The sequence below is a fragment of the Pseudochrobactrum albidum genome (genome assembly GCF_051851455.1).
Classification (GTDB): Bacteria; Pseudomonadota; Alphaproteobacteria; order Rhizobiales; family Rhizobiaceae; genus Pseudochrobactrum.
Genome location: NZ_JBPVTR010000023.1, coordinates 114,802 through 132,848 on the forward strand (window position 1 = coordinate 114,802; position 18,047 = coordinate 132,848).

General features: G+C 49.6%; 17 protein-coding genes. 14 read left to right on the forward strand and 3 right to left on the reverse strand.

Going from position 1 to position 18,047, the window contains the following annotated elements:
* The 5 genes from hisH (at position 1) to coaA (ending at position 3,687) form a co-directional block, all read left to right on the forward strand.
* Positions 1–651: an imidazole glycerol phosphate synthase subunit HisH gene (gene hisH / locus ACSTTO_RS09660; protein ID WP_439272991.1), complete on the forward strand. Its 651-nt coding sequence runs from the start codon at positions 1–3 to the stop codon at positions 649–651.
* The gene (gene hisA / locus ACSTTO_RS09665; RefSeq protein ID WP_439272992.1) at positions 648–1,391 is read left to right on the forward strand and encodes a 1-(5-phosphoribosyl)-5-[(5-phosphoribosylamino)methylideneamino]imidazole-4-carboxamide isomerase; all 744 of its coding nucleotides are present in this window, start codon (positions 648–650) and stop codon (positions 1,389–1,391) included. Before hisH ends, hisA begins: the two co-directional genes overlap by 4 nt.
* Positions 1,388–2,176 carry an imidazole glycerol phosphate synthase subunit HisF gene (gene hisF, locus ACSTTO_RS09670; protein ID WP_439272993.1) on the forward strand — a complete coding sequence of 263 codons (789 nt, stop codon included), beginning with the start codon at positions 1,388–1,390 and terminating at the stop codon, positions 2,174–2,176. The genes hisA and hisF overlap by 4 nt, the downstream gene beginning before the upstream one ends.
* A 186-nt stretch (positions 2,177–2,362) precedes the next feature.
* Positions 2,363–2,686 carry a phosphoribosyl-ATP diphosphatase gene (locus ACSTTO_RS09675; RefSeq protein WP_439272994.1) on the forward strand — a complete coding sequence of 108 codons (324 nt, stop codon included), beginning with the start codon at positions 2,363–2,365 and terminating at the stop codon, positions 2,684–2,686.
* A 35-nt stretch (positions 2,687–2,721) separates the two neighbouring features.
* Positions 2,722–3,687 (forward strand): type I pantothenate kinase, encoded by a 966-nt coding sequence (gene coaA / locus ACSTTO_RS09680; protein WP_439272995.1) that lies wholly within the window; start codon positions 2,722–2,724, stop codon positions 3,685–3,687.
* Between the two features lie 47 nt (positions 3,688–3,734).
* Here the strand turns inward: coaA and lysM are convergent, their stop codons facing one another.
* The 3 genes from lysM to ACSTTO_RS09695 form a co-directional block, all read right to left on the reverse strand.
* Positions 3,735–4,184 carry a peptidoglycan-binding protein LysM gene (lysM, locus tag ACSTTO_RS09685; RefSeq protein WP_439272996.1) on the reverse strand — a complete coding sequence of 150 codons (450 nt, stop codon included), beginning with the start codon at positions 4,182–4,184 and terminating at the stop codon, positions 3,735–3,737.
* A 275-nt stretch (positions 4,185–4,459) separates the two neighbouring features.
* Positions 4,460–4,900, reverse strand: coding sequence for an alternative ribosome rescue aminoacyl-tRNA hydrolase ArfB (arfB, locus tag ACSTTO_RS09690; RefSeq protein ID WP_439272997.1), 441 nt, complete (start codon positions 4,898–4,900; stop codon positions 4,460–4,462).
* Positions 4,901–4,992: 92 nt separating this feature from the next.
* Positions 4,993–6,603 (reverse strand): phosphoenolpyruvate carboxykinase, encoded by a 1,611-nt coding sequence (locus ACSTTO_RS09695; protein ID WP_439272998.1) that lies wholly within the window; start codon positions 6,601–6,603, stop codon positions 4,993–4,995.
* A 311-nt stretch (positions 6,604–6,914) separates the two neighbouring features.
* On the opposite strand from ACSTTO_RS09695, the gene ACSTTO_RS09700 reads away from it, so the two are divergent.
* From ACSTTO_RS09700 to ACSTTO_RS09740, 9 genes are all read left to right on the forward strand, one after another.
* Positions 6,915–7,634 carry a response regulator transcription factor gene (locus tag ACSTTO_RS09700; protein WP_439272999.1) on the forward strand — a complete coding sequence of 240 codons (720 nt, stop codon included), beginning with the start codon at positions 6,915–6,917 and terminating at the stop codon, positions 7,632–7,634.
* Between the two features lie 141 nt (positions 7,635–7,775).
* The gene (locus ACSTTO_RS09705; protein ID WP_439273259.1) at positions 7,776–9,620 is read left to right on the forward strand and encodes a sensor histidine kinase; all 1,845 of its coding nucleotides are present in this window, start codon (positions 7,776–7,778) and stop codon (positions 9,618–9,620) included.
* A 27-nt stretch (positions 9,621–9,647) separates the two neighbouring features.
* A complete protein-coding gene (locus ACSTTO_RS09710; protein ID WP_439273000.1) occupies positions 9,648–10,130 on the forward strand; it encodes an HPr kinase/phosphorylase in 483 nt (160 codons plus the stop codon).
* A 296-nt stretch (positions 10,131–10,426) separates the two neighbouring features.
* Positions 10,427–10,828: a PTS sugar transporter subunit IIA gene (locus ACSTTO_RS09715; protein WP_439273001.1), complete on the forward strand. Its 402-nt coding sequence runs from the start codon at positions 10,427–10,429 to the stop codon at positions 10,826–10,828.
* 81 nt (positions 10,829–10,909) lie between these two features.
* Positions 10,910–11,221, forward strand: coding sequence for an HPr family phosphocarrier protein (locus ACSTTO_RS09720; protein ID WP_439273002.1), 312 nt, complete (start codon positions 10,910–10,912; stop codon positions 11,219–11,221).
* A 170-nt stretch (positions 11,222–11,391) separates the two neighbouring features.
* Positions 11,392–12,792, forward strand: coding sequence for an adenosylhomocysteinase (gene ahcY / locus ACSTTO_RS09725; protein ID WP_439273003.1), 1,401 nt, complete (start codon positions 11,392–11,394; stop codon positions 12,790–12,792).
* A gap of 261 nt (positions 12,793–13,053) precedes the next feature.
* A complete protein-coding gene (locus ACSTTO_RS09730; protein ID WP_439273004.1) occupies positions 13,054–15,678 on the forward strand; it encodes a sensor histidine kinase in 2,625 nt (874 codons plus the stop codon).
* A gap of 83 nt (positions 15,679–15,761) precedes the next feature.
* Positions 15,762–17,288 carry a tRNA (adenosine(37)-N6)-threonylcarbamoyltransferase complex ATPase subunit type 1 TsaE gene (gene tsaE / locus ACSTTO_RS09735; RefSeq protein WP_439273005.1) on the forward strand — a complete coding sequence of 509 codons (1,527 nt, stop codon included), beginning with the start codon at positions 15,762–15,764 and terminating at the stop codon, positions 17,286–17,288.
* 5 nt (positions 17,289–17,293) lie between these two features.
* Positions 17,294–18,034, forward strand: a complete 741-nt coding sequence (locus tag ACSTTO_RS09740; protein ID WP_439273006.1) for a nucleotidyltransferase family protein — start codon at positions 17,294–17,296, stop codon at positions 18,032–18,034.
* The last annotated feature ends 13 nt before the right edge of the window (positions 18,035–18,047 follow it).

The following is an 18,047-nucleotide window of genomic DNA, read 5'->3' on the forward strand; positions in this document are numbered from 1 at the left end:
ATGCGTGTCGCAATTATTGATTATGGTTCCGGCAATCTTAAATCGGTAGCCAAAGCCTTTGAACATGCAGCACTTGAAACGGGCGAAGCCACGCATGTGGATGTTACCAACGATGCAAAAAAGGTTTTAACGGCAGATCATATTGTTTTGCCCGGTGTCGGCGCCTATGCTGATTGCCGCCGCGGTCTGGATGCTGTGCCGGGTATGGTTGATGCATTGGCAGATAGTGTGCTGCATAAGGGCAGGCCGTTTCTGGGTATTTGCGTTGGTATGCAATTACTCTCAACACGCGGGTTGGAAAAAACCGTGACAGATGGCCTTAACTGGGTTGAAGGCGATGTGCGTGAGATGAAACCTTCTGATCCGGCTTTGAAAATCCCGCAAATTGGCTGGAATACGATTGAACTGAAACATGATCATCCGGTTTTTAAAAATATTGTGACGGGTGAACATGGTTTGCACGCCTATTTTGTCCATTCTTATATGTTTGATGTCAAACATGGTGCTGACTTGCTGGCAACCACCAGCTATGGCGGGATTGTGACGGCGGCAATTGCACGCGATAATATTGTTGGCACACAGTTCCATCCGGAAAAAAGCCAGCGCCTCGGTCTTAAACTGATTACCAATTTCCTGAAGTGGAAGCCATGATACTTTTTCCGGCAATTGATCTGAAAGACGGTGAATGTGTGCGTCTGAAACTGGGCGATATGAACCAGTCTACAGTCTATAATACTGATCCCGCAGCACAGGCAAAAGCCTTTGAGGATCAGGGCTTTGAATGGCTTCATGTGGTTGATTTGAATGGCGCTTTTGCAGGAGAAAGCGTCAATGGCGCAGCCGTTGAGGCTATCCTCAGGGCAACCGGAAATCCGGTTCAGCTCGGCGGCGGCATCCGCACGCTTGAACATATTGAAGCCTGGCTTTCCAGGGGGCTTTCCCGCGTTATTCTCGGCACCGTTGCGGTGCGTGATCCGCAATTGGTGATTGAGGCCTGCAAAAAATTTCCGGGCAAGGTGGCCGTTGGTATTGATGCCAAGGGCGGCAAGGTTGCGGTTGAGGGCTGGGCAGAGGCTTCAGAACTTGGCGTGATTGAACTGGCGCAGAAATTTGAAGGGGCAGGGGTTGCGGCCATTATCTATACGGATATTGACCGTGACGGTATTCTTGCTGGCATAAACTGGCCTTCAACCCTGGCGCTGGCTGAGGCTGTCTCCATTCCGGTGATTGCTTCAGGCGGACTGGCTTCTATGGATGATATTCATCGCATGACAAAGCCTGATGCGCGCAAGCTGGAAGGTGCGATTTCCGGCCGCGCGCTTTATGATGGCCGTATTGATCCGGCTGAGGCGCTGGCGCTTTTACGTGCTGCAAAGGAGGGTGCGCAATGACTTTGAAAGCACGTATTATTCCCTGCCTGGATGTTAAAGACGGCAGGGTGGTAAAGGGCGTCAATTTTGTTGACCTTATTGATGCCGGTGATCCGGTGGAAGCTGCAAAAGCCTATGATGCTGCCGGAGCGGATGAATTGTGTTTTCTTGATATCACAGCATCTTCTGATAATCGTGAAACAATTTTTGATGTGGTTGCGCGAACTGCCGAACAATGTTTCATGCCGCTGACAGTTGGTGGCGGTGTGCGCAGTGTGGCTGATATTCGCAGGCTTTTGCTTGCCGGTGCCGATAAAGTCTCAATTAATACGGCAGCTGTGCAAAATCCTGATTTTATCGCTGAAGCGGCCGATAAATTTGGCAATCAATGCATTGTTGTTGCAGTGGATGCCAAAAAAATATCAGCTGCCGGCGAGGCTGAACGCTGGGAAATCTTTACACATGGCGGGCGCAATGCCACCGGATTGGATGCGATTGAATTTGCGCGCAAAATGGTTGATCTCGGCGCGGGCGAAATTCTTCTGACATCAATGGATCGTGATGGTACCAAGGCCGGCTATGATCTGGCGCTGACGCGCGCAGTGGCTGATGCTGTAAGCGTGCCGGTGATTGCGTCCGGCGGTGTTGGCTCGCTGGATGATTTGGTTGCGGGTGTCAGGCAGGGTCATGCCAGCGCGGTTCTTGCAGCCTCAATTTTCCATTTCGGAACCTATACGATTGAGGAAGCCAAACGATATATGGCAAGCCACGGTATTGCCGTGCGGCTGGAGGATGCACAAAATTAAATAGTTTAAAACGGCTATTTTACAAACAACTTTGATTTTTTGGTAAAATTAACTTGTTTTCTGTCATGAGGGGTGCTTTTCATCCCTCATTTGTTTTAAAGAGCATTATTATTTATTGCGTGAGATTCTCAAGGGCAGCCTTTTAAATCACGCATTCCATAAATTGCACTGAAACGGGAGTGCAGCATGACAGATTTCACCCTTGCCGAGCTTGAGCAGATTGTTGCAAAGCGCGCCACAGCCACAGACGGCTCTTCTTATACAGCCGCATTAATTGCCAAAGGTCAGCATAAGGCTGCCCAGAAACTGGGCGAAGAGGCGGTAGAAACTGTGATTGCTGCAATGATGAAAGACGAAAAATCTGTCATTTCTGAAAGTGCGGATTTGCTTTATCATCTTTTGGTCGTGTGGAAAATAGCAGGCGTTTCCCTGCAGTCTGTGATGCAGGAGCTGGAGCGCCGCACCGCACAGAGCGGTCTTGAAGAAAAAGCCGGACGAAAACCGCAATAAGCTGATTAAACGCCGGTTTTTACAAAGAGATCGAAATGTGTTCCATGGATCTTTTCAAGAATAAGCATTATTCGCCTTATCAGGTTTTTACCGCAGCCGAATGGGCTGAATTTCGTGCTGATACGCCCTTGACCCTGACACAGGATGAGGTCAAGCGTTTGCGTTCACTCAATGATCCGGTTGATCTGGATGAGGTGCGCCGTATTTACCTGTCTTTGTCGCGCCTGCTTTCAACCCATGTGGAAGCATTGCAAACTTTATACAGGCAGCGCAAACAATTTCTTATGAAGGACGATACCGTCAAAACGCCGTTTATTATCGGCATTGCCGGTTCTGTTGCGGTTGGCAAATCAACCACGGCACGTATTTTGAAAGAATTGATGCGCCGCTGGCCATCCAGCCCTAAGGTTGAACTGGTAACCACAGACGGTTTTCTCTATCCCAACGCGGTATTGCGTGCTGAAGGGCGGATGGAGCGCAAAGGTTTTCCGGACAGCTATGATGGCGGCGCTATTCTCGGCTTTTTGTCTTCAATAAAGGCAGGGATGAGCCATGTGCGCGCTCCGGTTTATTCGCATCTGACTTATGATGTGGTGGCTGGTGAATATGTGACGATTGACCGGCCGGATATTCTCATTTTTGAAGGTATTAATGTTTTGCAGGTGCGTGATTTGCCCGCAGATGGCAAGGCTGTGCCATTCGTATCGGATTTTTTTGATTTTTCGATTTATATTGATGCCGATCCGGTGCTGATCCACAAATGGTATATCAACCGTTTTATGAAATTGCGTGAAACGGCTTTTCGTGATCCGCAGAGCTTCTTCCACCGTTATTCACAATTGTCGGAAGAGGCGGCATTATCGATAGCTGAAGGTTTGTGGACGAATATCAATCTTAAAAATCTGTTTGAGAATATTTTGCCGACACGCCCGCGCGCTGATTTAATTTTGCGCAAAGGGGATAATCACATGATTGAAGAGGTTGCACTGCGCAAAATCTGAAGAACCTCCCCCTGCATGAAGTTTTCACGCAAGGGGAGTGTTATACTTTATGCCAGCGGCGGAATACGCAGCACCTGACCCGGATAGATTTTATCCGGTGAAGTGAGCATTGGCTTATTAGCTTCAAAAATCAGCGGATTTTTATCACCATGCCCTTTACCATAATGGGCTTCGGCGATTTTCCAGAGATTGTCGCCTTTTTTTACTGTATAAAATACAGGTGTGTCGCCTTCGGCAGCGCCATTAACTGTGAGTTCGGATGCTTCCACCTTGGAAACGCCAAGTGAATTACCTACCGCAATAATGGCTTTTTCAAATGTAGACTGATCTTTCACATTGCCGGTCAGTACAGCCTTGTCGCCCTCTACAGTAACCTTCACATCTCCTGTGCCGAGATTGTGAGAATCCAGCTCTTTTTTCAAATCTTCCGCATTAGGCTCATTATCGCCGAAACCGAGTTTGGTGCCGACAGATTTCACAAAATCAAAAATACCCATTCCGTATCTCCTTTTATCATTTCTTTCTGCTGTAATGTTGCTTCATAACAGAAAGAAGAATTTGTTTTAGATCATAGGACAGATCAGCGATAAATTCTGCGCCGGCATATCCGTAATGAAAGTATAAACAGACAAATGGATTAGAGCATTTCCAGAAAAACTGTGCAACGGTTTTACATGCCTATAATGCGGTAAAACAAATACTTAGAGCGGTCATGGCGATTTCTGTTTTAACCGAACCGCTTAAGGTAAGATTCTTGTATAAAATAACAGGTTTAATCATCCCTGACGCGCCGGCGCATTTTTTTAACATCAGAACGGCCGGATTTAGCCTTTAGGCGCCGCTCGATTGAAGCTTTGGTCGGGCGGGTCTTTTTGCGCGGCGGCGGTGGCGGTTTGGCTGCTTCGGCAATCAGCGCAAAGAGGCGGCTACGGGCATCTTCGCGGTTTTTTTCCTGTGTGCGAAAACGGCTTGCCTCAATCATGATTGTGCCGTCCTTGCTGGCACGCTGGCCGGCAAGGCTGATGAGCCTGTCATAAACATCTTCCGGTAAACCGGCCTGATTTGCCGCAAAGCGCAATTGCACCGCGGTTGATACTTTATTGACATTTTGTCCGCCCGGGCCGGATGAGCGGATAAAACTCTCTTCCAGCAAATTTTCATGAATGCTGATCCGGCCGGTAATGCGGATGAGATGTTTATTTTGCTCTGTCATGGCTCTTTATAACGAATTTATATTTATCAGCGGAAGAGCAGAAAATAAAAACGGCGCTTTTCAGCGCCGTTTAATTAAAAATATAGCCGGCTTTATTCAGCGGCAGTTGCCAGAGACGGTGCTGCCGAACGCACTTCAGCATCCACATGTTTTTCAAATTTTTCAAAATTTGTAATAAACATGCCGGCAAGTTTAGCCGCCTGTGCGTCATAGGCCTGTTTATCGGCCCAGGTAGAGCGCGGATCAAGAATCTTGCTATCGACCCCGGGAACCGCAACCGGCACTTCAAAACCAAAATTCGGATCGGTGCGGAACGCAACATTGTTAAGCGAGCCGTCAAGTGCCGCTGCAAGCAGGGCGCGGGTTGCCTTGATCGGCATACGGCTGCCTGTGCCATAGGCGCCACCTGTCCAGCCGGTATTAACCAGCCAGCAATCCACTTTATGCTCTGCAATCAGCTTGCGTAAAAGATCGCCATAAACAGAAGGGTGACGCGGCATAAACGGCGCACCAAAACAGGTGGAGAAGGTGGCTTCCGGTTCCGTCACGCCTTTTTCTGTGCCGGCAACCTTGGCAGTATAGCCGGAAAGGAAGTGATACATCGCCTGTGCCGGTGTCAGACGGGCAATCGGCGGCATAACACCAAAAGCATCAGCGGTGAGCATGATCACATTTTTAGGCTGCCTTGCAGTGCCGGTGGCACTGGCATTCGGAATAAAATTCAGCGGATAGGCGCAGCGGGTATTCTCAGTCAGCGAACCGTCATTAAAATCAGGATTACGATTGGCATCCAGTACCACATTTTCCAGAACCGTGCCAAAACGCTGGGTTGTGGCATAAATTTCCGGTTCGGCTTCCGCAGACAAACGAATGGTTTTGGCATAGCAGCCGCCTTCAAAATTGAAGACGCCGTTTTCGCTCCAGCCATGTTCATCATCACCGATCAGGGTGCGGGTCGGATCGGCAGAAAGTGTGGTCTTGCCGGTGCCCGACAAGCCGAAGAAAATGGCTGTATCACCTTCCGGCCCCTCATTGGCCGAGCAATGCATTGGCATAATACCTTTGGAAGGCAAAATATAATTAAGAGCGGTAAAGACCGATTTTTTCATTTCACCGGCATAGGAAGTACCGCCAATAAGAACGATCTTGTTGACCAGATCGCAAGCGATCACGGTTTCAGAACGGCAGCCGTATTTTTCAGGATCTGCACGGAAAGACGGCAGATCGATGATTGTCATTTCCGGCAGGAAATTTTCCAGCGCAGCCAGTTCCGGACGAATCAAAAGATTACGAATAAACAGCGAGTGCCAGGCAAATTCCGTAATAACACGTACTTTGAGATTATGGGCGCTATCTGCACCGCCGATCAGATCCTGAACAAAAAGCTCCCTGCCCTTGCAATGCGCGATAAAATCGGCATGCAGCCTGGCAAAATTTTCAGGGCTCATCGGCTTGTTATTGTCCCACCATATCTGGTCTTCGGTGGTTGCATCGCGCACAATAAATTTATCTTTAGGGCTGCGGCCGGTATGCTGCCCGGTCGTGGCCATTAATGCGCCCTGTGCAGTCAGTGTTGACTCACCACGGCGGATTGATTCCTCATAGAGCTGAGCCGGTCCTAAATTATAATAAACCGCAGCGAGGTCTTTCAGACCAGCTGTTGCAATGGAAGCGGCCGCATTGTGAATGCCAGTCTCTTTCATAATCTCTTCTCGCAGTTTTCACAGGTTGCAATTAAGCGCGTATTTTCCAGATACGCTTCAGAGATTGTCCCAATCAGATTAAGAAGGAAAATTCAAATCTTTAATCGTTTTAAAAAATTTAAAAAATTTTTAAATCGTTTAGATGGTAATTTTCCGCAGACTATCCACATATGGAAAACCGATTTTGAATATGTAAATAACAGCATCACCCTATAAAAAAGTGCCTTTGCCTTACTTTGTACTTAATTTGTGCTGCTTAAAAGACATGATATAGATAATGACCTGGCTGATACTTGAGGAGAAATGCCCTTATGCGGGAAGTTCCGGTAACACAGACCATTGCGCTTGTTGATGATGACCGCAATATCCTGACTTCTGTTTCTATCGCTCTTGAGGCGGAAGGCTATCGGGTCGAAACTTATACGGATGGCGCATCGGCGCTTGACGGTTTGATGGCCCGGCCACCTAATCTTGCAATTTTTGATATTAAAATGCCGCGTATGGACGGAATGGAGCTTTTGCGCCGCCTGCGCCAGAAATCAGATCTTCCGGTCATTTTTCTGACCTCAAAGGATGATGAGATTGACGAATTATTCGGCCTGAAAATGGGTGCGGATGATTTTATTACCAAGCCATTTTCCCAGCGATTGCTGGTTGAGCGCGTCAAGGCTGTGTTGCGCCGCGTGGCAGCACGCGAAGGCGCGTTAAAAAATCCGGGGCAGCCCTCCAAATCATTGCAGCGCGGCCAGCTGGAAATGGATCAGGAGCGCCACACCTGCACATGGAAGGGTGAGCCTGTAACATTGACGGTAACGGAATTTTTGATTTTGCATTCATTGGCACAGCGCCCCGGTGTGGTTAAAAGCCGTGATGCCTTGATGGATGCAGCCTATGATGAACAGGTCTATGTGGATGATCGCACGATTGACAGCCATATCAAGCGCCTGCGCAAAAAATTCAAGGCTGTTGACGATGAATTTGAAATGATTGAGACGCTTTATGGTGTTGGTTATCGCTTCCGTGAAGCGTAAATTGGCATTTTAGTGTTATTTTATATAGATATTATCCGGATTTTTCCGGATAATATAACAGCACAGGGCGGGTTTTATGGCTGATAAAAGCCGCTCTTTTCCCGTTTTATAAAACGGTTTTGACAGGACTGATTGTCTGGAATGGTTGCGGAAGCAGAAAACAGAGAGAGATTGCAGCGCAGGGAGCGCCTTGCACGCCGCCAGCGTTCGCTGATCTGGCGGCGCTTGTTTTCACCTATACGCAAGGCATTGGGAAACTATATGTTTTCCAGCCTGACCAAACGCATATTGTTTCTCAACCTTGCGGCATTGGCGGTTCTTGTTTCAGGTATTATGTATCTTAACCAGTTCCGTGACGGGCTGGTGGATGCCAAGATTGAAAGCCTGCTGACACAGGGTAAAATTATTGCCGCCTCCATTGCCTCTTCAGCAACGGTTGATACCAATTCGATCATGATTGATCCGGATAAGTTACTGGAATTACAGGCAGGGCAGAGCATCACCCCGTCGCCGGATTCACCCGATAACTGGGAATTTCCGATCAATCCCGAAAAAGTTGCACCTTTGTTGCGCAGCCTGATCACCCCGATCAATACCCGTGCGCGTATCTATGATAATAACGCCAATATTCTGCTGGATTCACGCCATCTTTATTCACGCGGGCAGGTGCTAAGCTATAATCTTCCGGAGCTTGATGAGGAAAATCAGGGTATTATTGAACGTATCAGCACATGGTTCAATAATCTGATCAACCGCAACAGCCTGCCGCTTTATCAGGAAGCGCCGGGTGGTAACGGTGCGGTTTATCCGGAAGTGATCAAGGCACTTACCGGCTCTGCCGGCACCGCACAGCGCCGCAATGAAGAAGGGGAGCTGGTGGTTTCCGTGGCTGTGCCCATTCAGCGCTACCGTGCCGTGCTTGGTGTGTTGCTGATGTCCACCGAAGGCGGTGATATTGACAAGATCGTTCGTGGTGAACGCAATGCGATCCTGCGCGTTTTTGTGGTTGTCTCTCTTGTTATGGTGATTTTATCGCTGTTTCTTGCATCGACAATTGCCAATCCGCTGCGCAAATTATCAGAAGCCGCAGACCGGGTGCGCCATGGCATCAAAGGCCGTGTGGAAATACCGGATTTTTCTGATCGTCAGGATGAGGTTGGCCATCTTTCCACATCCATCCGCGATATGACAAATGCGCTTTATGCACGGATTGAAGCGATTGAAAGTTTTGCCGCTGATGTCAGCCATGAATTAAAAAACCCGCTGACATCCTTGCGCAGTGCGGTAGAGACATTGCCGCTTGCCAAAACAGAAAGCGCCAAGGCGCGTCTTCTTGATGTAATTCAGCATGATGTGCGCCGCCTTGACCGGCTGATCACCGATATTTCCGATGCTTCAAGGCTTGATGCGGAACTGGCACGAGAACATACGGATCGTGTGGATATGCAAGCCCTGCTGAACAATATTGTTGCAGCGGCACGGGAAGTACGCCGCAATAAAATCGGCACGGAAATCTTGCTGGATATTGGCGCTTTGCCTGCCGGTGTAAAAGGCTTTTATTTGCCGGGGCATGATTTGCGGCTCGGGCAGGTTGTCTCCAATCTTATTGAAAATGCCCGCACTTTTGTGCCTGAGGATAAAGGCGAGATAAGAATTTATCTAAGGCACAAGGGCGCAAAAATTCAGGTTATTGTTGAGGATAACGGTCCGGGCATCGGCGCGGAAAATATTGAACGTATTTTTGAACGTTTTTATACAGATCGTCCGGCTTCCGAGGCCTTTGGCCAGAATTCCGGACTTGGCCTTTCTATCAGCCGCCAGATTATTGAAGCTCATGGCGGCACGTTAACAGCATCCAATATTCCGGATCCCAAAGATCCGGAAAAGCGTCTTGGTGCGCGTTTTGTCATTGATCTGCCGGCAGAATTACCGGAGACTACCGGCAAGCGCCAACGGGCGCAGTCATCACATAATACTGAGAGCTGATCCGCTTGCCACAGAGACATCAAAGTTATGAAAAATTCTGAGCGTTTTGTTTTTCATGCGACTTCGCTGGTAATCGGTTCTTATGGTGTATTGCTGAGCGGGCCTTCCGGTTCGGGTAAATCTTCACTGGCCTTAACGCTGATTGAGCGCGCCCTGCAATTCGGGCGCTCTGCAATTTTAATATCAGATGACCAGACATTGCTTGCAGCAGAAAAAGGCAGGCTGATGGCCTATACACCGCCTGCAATTGCGGGCGCGATTGAAATCCGCGGTGCCGGCCTGTTTGAAGTTCCCTATCAGGACAGGGCGCCGGTTCATCTTTTGGTTGAACTTGTGGAGGCGGATAAAGCGCCGCGTTATCCCCATGATAAAAAGCGGATTCTTGCCGGTATTGAGATTGCGTCCCTGATTCTGCCGGATCTGGCAAGCGCCTGCGATTCGCTGCAATGCGCCCGTGCGATTGAGGCCAGTCTGTTTATGAAACGCTGGGGCGAGACAAAAACGCCTTGAAAATATGGGTTTTTAATATCTGATTTATAATAAAATCACTTATTATAGTGCGGCATAACCGACGAAAGCAGCCCTGAGCTTTATTTTTTGCTTGCACTGATTATTCTCAGTGCCAACATAGAGCATTTCCGGCCAAAAGCGTGAAGTGGCTTTTGCGTGCGCATAATGCGAGAAATAAAGGATCAGAGCATTTCACCGCATATCACCGCATATGTGAAAACTGAAATGCTCTGGAGGCTTAAATAGTTTCATATTGCCAGAGGGCATGTGAGGCGACCGGCGGGAGCAGTTTAAGAATGATCGGACTCGTGCTTGTTACGCACGGAAGACTGGCCGAAGAGTTTCATCATGCGGTTGAGCATGTTGTCGGCCCTCAGGAAAATTTCGAAACCGTTTGTATCGGTGCCGATGATGATATGGAAAAACGCCGCGAGGATATTGTTGCGGCTGTTAAAAAGGCTGACCTGGGGCAGGGGGTTATCATACTGACAGATATGTTTGGCGGCACACCTTCCAATCTGGCAATCTCGGTGCTTGATGCCGGTAAGATTGAGGTGATTGCAGGTGTTAACCTGCCTATGCTGATCAAGCTGACAAGCATCCGTCAATCGGGCGATATGGAGGCATCTTTGCGTGAAGCACAGGATGCAGGCCGCAAATATATTAATGTTGCCAGTCAGGTACTGACGGGAAAATAGAAAAGTCAGGTACTGACGGAAGAGTAAAAAAGCCGGATATTGGCGGTTTTTAAAAATCGGGTCAAAACAGGAAAGCAAATCATGCCTCAGATTGCAGTCAGCGGATGTTATGAGCCTGATCGCGCCCATAAGCGTGAACTTACCATTATCAACAAGCGCGGTCTGCACGCGCGGGCATCTGCAAAATTTGTACAGCTTGTAGACAGTTTCAATGCGCATGTGCGGGTTGAAAAGGATGGCATGTGTGTGGGCGGCACATCAATTATGGGGCTGATGATGCTGGCGGCTTCTCCGGGCTGCTGCATTCAGGTCAGCGCCTGCGGGGTTGAGGCGCTTGCGGTGCTGGATGCACTTGAAGAACTGGTCAATGACAAATTCGGCGAGGATTGCTGATTATCCTGAACCTTGAATTTTCGGCACCGGTTTTACGGTGCTTTTTTATGACCTGAATTCAAGCAACATAAAGATATAAAGATTGCCTTATGTTTTTGTTTGAGCGCTGTTGTTTGATCTGCTACAGATAATGTCCACCTTGATTGAAACAGCAGGAAAGCGGAGCTCAAATGTCTGTAGGGCAGGAATATATCATCAAAGATATCGGTCTGGCTGACTGGGGACGCAAGGAAATTATCATTGCGGAAACGGAAATGCCGGGCTTGATGGCATCACGCGAGGAATTCGGGCCGCAGAAAATTCTCAAAGGTGCACGGATCTCCGGCTCCCTGCATATGACTATCCAGACTGCCGTGCTGATTGAGACATTGCAGGCTTTGGGGGCGCAGGTGCGCTGGGCATCATGCAATATTTTCTCCACGCAGGACCATGCGGCGGCCGCCATAGCCGCACAGGGAACACCGGTTTTTGCCGTTAAGGGAGAAACGCTGGAAGAATATTGGAGTTATACAGACAGGATATTCCAGTGGCCGGATGGGGAGCCTTCCAATCTCATTCTTGATGATGGCGGTGATGCCACCATGTATATTCTGCTTGGCGCACGGGCAGAGGCGGGTGAGGATGTTTTGTCAAATCCCGGCAATGAGGAGGAGGAAATCCTCTTTGCGCAGATTAAGAAGCGCATGGCTGAAACGCCGGGTTTCTTCACCCGTCAGCGCGATGCGCTCAAAGGTGTGACAGAAGAAACCACCACGGGCGTAAACCGCCTTTATCAGTTGCAGCGCGCAGGTCAGCTGCCTTTTCCCGCAATCAATGTCAATGATAGTGTAACCAAGTCGAAATTTGACAATAAATATGGCTGCAAGGAATCGCTGGTTGATGGCATTCGCCGCGCAACAGATGTGATGATGGCCGGTAAGGTTGCGGTTGTCTGCGGCTATGGCGATGTGGGCAAGGGCTCTGCACAATCACTGCTTGGCGCAGGCGCACGTGTCAAGGTAACAGAAGTTGACCCGATTTGTGCCCTGCAGGCGGCAATGGATGGTTTTGAGGTTGTAACGCTGGATGATGCCGCCGCGGAAGCGGATATTGTTATCACCACCACCGGCAATAAGGATGTGATCACCATCGACCATATGCGCAAGATGAAGGATATGGTGATTGTCGGCAATATCGGCCATTTTGATAATGAAATTCAGGTGCATGCCTTGCGCAACCTGAAATGGACGAATATCAAGCCGCAGGTGGATATGATCACCTTTCCGGATAATAAACGTCTTATCCTGTTGTCTGAAGGGCGTTTGCTCAATCTAGGCAATGCAACCGGCCATCCAAGCTTTGTAATGTCTGCCTCCTTCACCAATCAGGTGCTGGGTCAGATTGAACTTTTCACACGCAGTGAACATTACCAAAATCAGGTCTATGTTCTTCCGAAACATCTTGATGAGAAGGTTGCGCGGCTGCATCTGGCCAAACTTGGCGTCAAACTCACCGTGCTTTCTGAGGAACAGGCGGCCTATATTGGTGTTACGCCGCAAGGGCCGTTTAAATCAGACCACTACAGATATTAATAAAAACAGCTAAACATACTATATATTGTGGTCGGAGAGCTTGACAAATCTCCGGCCATTATTTTTGCGCAAGCAGTGCTTCAAAGTGATTTCCTGTGCTTGTATTGTGTTATGATTCGATTGGCTTACAATTATCGGAATTTGATGCAGCTTATTATAAATCAGCCTGTTTTATGCCGCTGCGGCGGGTATAAGTGAACGCCACAGCTATTCCTGAAACATTGATAAGCATATTCAGACTGCAGCGGAGATTATTCAGGCATGTCAGATGTCAGTGCATTACGAAATATCGGATCGTTCATCAGCCGCAATTTTCGCAAGGTTCTGGCCGCAACAACTTCCGTTTCTGCAGCTTTCAGCACAGGTCATGCCGCTGCGCAGGGCTATGATATCGGCCGGATACCGCTGCCAAACGGCGGCGCACTTGGCCCTAATGAAGTTGTGCAATTTGCAATTGTTGTCGGGGTAACAGGCGCAGCCTTGCTGTCGGTGAGCTGGATCATCCGCAGCCGTAACCGTGTGAGCCGTGAAAATAACGCTTTGCGCGCGCGTCTGGCTGATCTTAACCATGCTGTATTGCGCAGTGAAACACTGCTCAATCTTAAAGATCAGCGCATCATTGTCTGGGCGGGTCATGAAACGGCAAAGCGCGGTGCAGCGCGCAATACTATGCCGCACAGGCAGACAGAAGTTTTAGGACAATTGCCTGTTGCCAGCGGTGTTCCGCAGGATGTAGCGACATTTTTAAGCTTTGACCGCTGGTTGCGCAGTGATTGTGCCGCGGCACTGGAGCGTGCGGTTTTATCCTTGCGTGAAAATGGCCGCCCGTTTGATTTTCTGGTTGAGAGCAATAATGGCGCCATGCTTGAGGTGCAGGGGCAGACAACCGGCGCCTATGCCATAACCCGTTTTATTCATGTGGATGGCGTACAGGCCAGGGCAGCGCAATTACAGGCGCAGAATAATGAATTATCTGACAGGCTGACCATGCTTTATGCTTTGCTCAACCGCCTGGATCAGACCGTATGGATGCGTGATACTGACGGGCGGCTGACCTGGGCAAATAATGCCTATGTGCAGGCGGTTGGTGCCGGTGATCTGGATCAGGTTTTGCAGGAAAACCGTGAATTACTGGGAGAACAGGCGCGCCAGAAGATTGAACGCGAGCGGGTTTTGGCAAAAGAGCAGGCTGCAACAGCGCATAATTCTCAGGCAAAAGATCAGCATATTGCAGAACAGAATATGGCTGTTGCCACTTTCCGTGACCGGCTGGCTACGGTTATTGCCGGCGACCGGCATATGCTGGATGTGGCTGAGGTTTCTTGTTCTGCCGGCAGTGCGGGATTTGCTGCAAATATGAGCGATCTGGAACATGTGAAAGCTGAGTTGCAGCGCACTTTGCGCAGCCATGCGGAAACACTTGATCAGCTTTCAACCGCTGTTGCCATTTTTGATCCGGAAATGAAGCTGCAGTTCTTCAATCAGGCTTTTGCCAAATTGTGGTCACTGGATATTGCCTATCTTGAAAGCCGTCCGAGCAATGCCATGTTGCTGGATGGTTTGCGCAGTGACGGCAAATTGCCGGAACAGCCGGAATGGCGCCGCTGGAAAGAATCCATGCTGTCGGCCTATCGTGCTGTTGACCCGCAGGAACACTGGTGGCACCTGCCTGATGGCCGCATTTTGCGTGTGGTGGCCAATCCGCATCCCCAAGGCGGGGTAACATGGTTTTTCGAGAATATGACAGAGAAGTTTGATCTTGAAAGCCGTTATAACACGCTGATGAAAGTACAGGGTGAAACGCTGGATCATCTGGCGGAAGGTGTGGCGGTGTTTGGTGCCGATGGCCGCATCCGCCTGTCCAATCCGGCGTTTGCCGAGCTCTGGTCGCTGCCCCCGGCCATTGCCGTGGAAGGCACGCATATTTCTGTTATCCGCAAACAATGCGCAAAACTTGCCGATGATCACCACTGGGACGGATTTGTCTCGGCTGTTACCGGTGTTGCCGATAAGCGTGAAGCCACACAGGGGCAGGCAGAACTGAATAATGGCATAATCCTGTCTTATGCCGTGGTGCCGCTGCCAAAGGGGCAGATGATGCTGACCTTTGTGGATGTGACAGATACGGTGCATGTGGAACGGGCGCTTAAGGATAAAAACGAGGCGCTGGAACTGGCAGACCAGATCAAGAATGATTTTGTGCAGCATGTTTCCTATGAATTACGCTCGCCGCTTACCAATATTATCGGCTTTACAGAGCTTCTGCAGACACCAGGATTTGGTGAATTGAGCAGCCGTCAGCGCGAATATGTTGAACATATCAGCAGCTCATCCCTGACCCTGCTTACAATCGTCAATGATATTCTGGATCTGGCAACAGTCGATGCCGGTATTATGGAGCTTGATGTCAGCGATGTGCCGATACGTGAAGCGGTGACTGCGGCCGGTGAACGCGTGGCAGAGCGGATGCGTGAGCATAATATCCGGCTCAATGTGAATATTGACAGTGATATTGTCAGTTTCCGTGCTGATGCCGGCCGGGTGCATCAGGTTCTTTTCAATCTTTTGAGCAATGCGGTAAATTACGCGCCGGAAGGCTCTGAGATCCGTCTTGATGCGCGCCTTGATGGCGATCACATCCTGTTCAGTGTGCATGATAACGGCCCGGGAATGCCCAAAGATGTGCTGGATACTGTCTTTAAACGCTTTCAATCGCACAGCAATGGCGGGCGCCGCCGCGGTGCGGGGCTGGGCTTGTCACTGGTTAAAAGTTTTGTGGAACTGCATGGCGGCACGGTGGATATCCGCACGGCACCTTCCTCCGGCACAACAGTTCATGTGCGTTTTCCTATTGAGGCGCGTATTTATCGTGCAGCCGCAGAATAAAGATAGCTCTTGTTTTAAAAATCACTATTTTCACCATGGCAGGGTAAAACCTGACATGGTGTTTTTCAATAACGGAAGCTGGTATGGCTGACAGTCAGGACAGCAGCACGCTCTATACGATAGAGCTGGTGCTGGAAAATGAAGCGGCAATGATCCGCTTTGCAGAAGATATTGCTCTGGCGCTTGGCAAAGGCGACCTTGTAACCCTGAATGGCGATCTTGGCGCCGGCAAGTCCACTTTGGCGCGGGCAATGATTCGCACTATCGCCAATGATGATTCTTATGAGGTTCCAAGCCCGACTTTCACACTGGTTCAATCCTATCCGGAATTGCGGTTGCCTGTTACCCATGCTGATCTTTATCGTCTTTGTGCGCCGGAAGAGCTGGATGAGCTGGGGCTGGATGAGGCGCTGGAGCAGGGGGCTGTTCTGGTTGAATGGCCGCAACAAGGTGAAGGGGCTTTGCCCGCACACAATATTGCTATCGCCATTGAGCATGAAGGGGATGGCAGGCGTGTGAAAATGGAAGTAACAGCAAAAGCTGCACGCCGCATTTCCCGCTCATTGGGAATTCGTCATTTTCTGGAAAAATCCGGCCGTCACCATGCCTGCCGCCGTTATTTACTGGGAGATGCATCGCCGCGCAGCTATGAGCTGATCACAAGTGCCGGCGTCACGGAAATTCTGATGAATGCACCGGCCATGCCCTATGATCCGCCGGTTAAAAACGGCCGCCCATACCGTCAGATTGCCCATTTGGCGGAAAATATGGATGCATTTGTGGCACTTGATTATCTGCTGCGGGAAAAAGGCTTTCGCGCACCGCAAATATTGGCAGCCAATCACGCGCGCGGCTTTTTATTGATGGAGCATCTGGGCACAGAAACAATGCTGGACAGTGAGGGCAAGCCTTTGCCCCAACGCTATGAGGCAGCAGCGCGCATGTTGGCACATCTGCATCAGCATGACTGGCCGCAGCACCTGACCATTGATGAAGAGCGCACGCATTTTCTGCATTATTTTGACCGCGATGCGATGTTGATTGAGGCGGAGTTACTGCCGGTATGGTATCTGCCCTCCATCCAGAAACAGCCGGCCAGTGAAGAACAGTTACAAAGTTTTGAACAGGCATGGGACAGCGTGTTTAAGGCGCTTGAGAGGGCAGAATACAGCCTGTTGATGCGTGATTATCATTCGCCAAATATTTTGTGGCAGCAAGGTGCTGAAGGTATTGACCGTATTGGCATTATTGATTTTCAGGATGCGATGATCGGCCCGTCTGCCTATGATCTGGCATCACTGGCAACGGATGCGCGTGTAACCATCGCTGATGAATTGCAGGATCATATTGTGGCAAGTTATTGTGATGAACGCCGCAAACTGGCCAAAAGCTTTGATGAACAGGCTTTTATGAGCGCCTATGCGATTATGGCAGCACAACGCAATACAAAAATTCTCGGCATTTTTGTGCGCTTGTTCAAACGTGACGGTAAGCCGGCTTATTTGCAGCATCTGCCGCGTATCCGCGCCTATGTCAGCCGTGCCTTGCAGCATCCGGTCCTCGCACCGGTTAAAGACTGGTATCAAAAAAACGGCCTTTTGCAGGATTGATATTCATGCCGGATGAGAAAAATAAAATTGAATTTTCACCCGATACAGCGATGATTCTGGCCGGCGGGCTGGGCACAAGGATGCGCCCGCTGACATTGACCATGCCCAAACCCTTGATCAGGGTGGCAGGACGCAGCCTGATCGACCGCGGGCTGGATGCGCTGGTTGAGGCCGGTGTTACAAAAGCCGTTGTTAATGTGCATTATCTGGCTGACCAGATGGAAGAACATCTGAAAACCCGCCATGATATAAAAATCACAATATCTGATGAACGCGAGCAATTGCTTGATTCTGCAGGCGGAATTATTAAAGCCCTGCCGCAACTTGGCGATAAGGTGTTTTACATCCTCAATGCCGATACATTCTGGGTTGATCAGCAGAAATCCAATTTAAGGCGTCTTGCCGGTAACTGGGATGAAAAAAACATGGATATTCTGCTGATGTTGGCAGAGCGGCACCATGCTACCGGTTATGAAGGGCGCGGGGATTTTCACCCTGATAAGGAGGGAAGATTGCGCCGCGTCCTGACAGGGGAACATTCCGATTATATCTATGCCGGTGCGGCGCTGATTAATCCGCAGATTTTTGCGGGCAAAGAGATCAGCATCTGTTCGCTTAACAGCTATTTCGATGCGGCTATTGCCGCAGGCCGGCTTTACGGAATGGTCATGCAGGGTCACTGGATAACGGTTGGCACGCCGCAAGCTGTTGGTGAGGCAGAGGCTGCACTTTTGATGCTTGCCTAAACACGCAAAATGC

Coding starts and splice junctions, on each gene's coding strand:
- hisH (WP_439272991.1), top strand. CDS start 1: ATGCGTGTCGCAATTATTGATTATGGTTCCGGCAATCTTAAATCGGTA.
- hisA (WP_439272992.1), top strand. CDS start 648: ATGATACTTTTTCCGGCAATTGATCTGAAAGACGGTGAATGTGTGCGT.
- hisF (WP_439272993.1), top strand. CDS start 1,388: ATGACTTTGAAAGCACGTATTATTCCCTGCCTGGATGTTAAAGACGGC.
- ACSTTO_RS09675 (WP_439272994.1), top strand. CDS start 2,363: ATGACAGATTTCACCCTTGCCGAGCTTGAGCAGATTGTTGCAAAGCGC.
- coaA (WP_439272995.1), top strand. CDS start 2,722: ATGTGTTCCATGGATCTTTTCAAGAATAAGCATTATTCGCCTTATCAG.
- lysM (WP_439272996.1), bottom strand. CDS start 4,184: ATGGGTATTTTTGATTTTGTGAAATCTGTCGGCACCAAACTCGGTTTC.
- arfB (WP_439272997.1), bottom strand. CDS start 4,900: ATGACAGAGCAAAATAAACATCTCATCCGCATTACCGGCCGGATCAGC.
- ACSTTO_RS09695 (WP_439272998.1), bottom strand. CDS start 6,603: ATGAAAGAGACTGGCATTCACAATGCGGCCGCTTCCATTGCAACAGCT.
- ACSTTO_RS09700 (WP_439272999.1), top strand. CDS start 6,915: ATGCGGGAAGTTCCGGTAACACAGACCATTGCGCTTGTTGATGATGAC.
- ACSTTO_RS09705 (WP_439273259.1), top strand. CDS start 7,776: ATGGTTGCGGAAGCAGAAAACAGAGAGAGATTGCAGCGCAGGGAGCGC.
- ACSTTO_RS09710 (WP_439273000.1), top strand. CDS start 9,648: ATGAAAAATTCTGAGCGTTTTGTTTTTCATGCGACTTCGCTGGTAATC.
- ACSTTO_RS09715 (WP_439273001.1), top strand. CDS start 10,427: ATGATCGGACTCGTGCTTGTTACGCACGGAAGACTGGCCGAAGAGTTT.
- ACSTTO_RS09720 (WP_439273002.1), top strand. CDS start 10,910: ATGCCTCAGATTGCAGTCAGCGGATGTTATGAGCCTGATCGCGCCCAT.
- ahcY (WP_439273003.1), top strand. CDS start 11,392: ATGTCTGTAGGGCAGGAATATATCATCAAAGATATCGGTCTGGCTGAC.
- ACSTTO_RS09730 (WP_439273004.1), top strand. CDS start 13,054: ATGTCAGATGTCAGTGCATTACGAAATATCGGATCGTTCATCAGCCGC.
- tsaE (WP_439273005.1), top strand. CDS start 15,762: ATGGCTGACAGTCAGGACAGCAGCACGCTCTATACGATAGAGCTGGTG.
- ACSTTO_RS09740 (WP_439273006.1), top strand. CDS start 17,294: ATGCCGGATGAGAAAAATAAAATTGAATTTTCACCCGATACAGCGATG.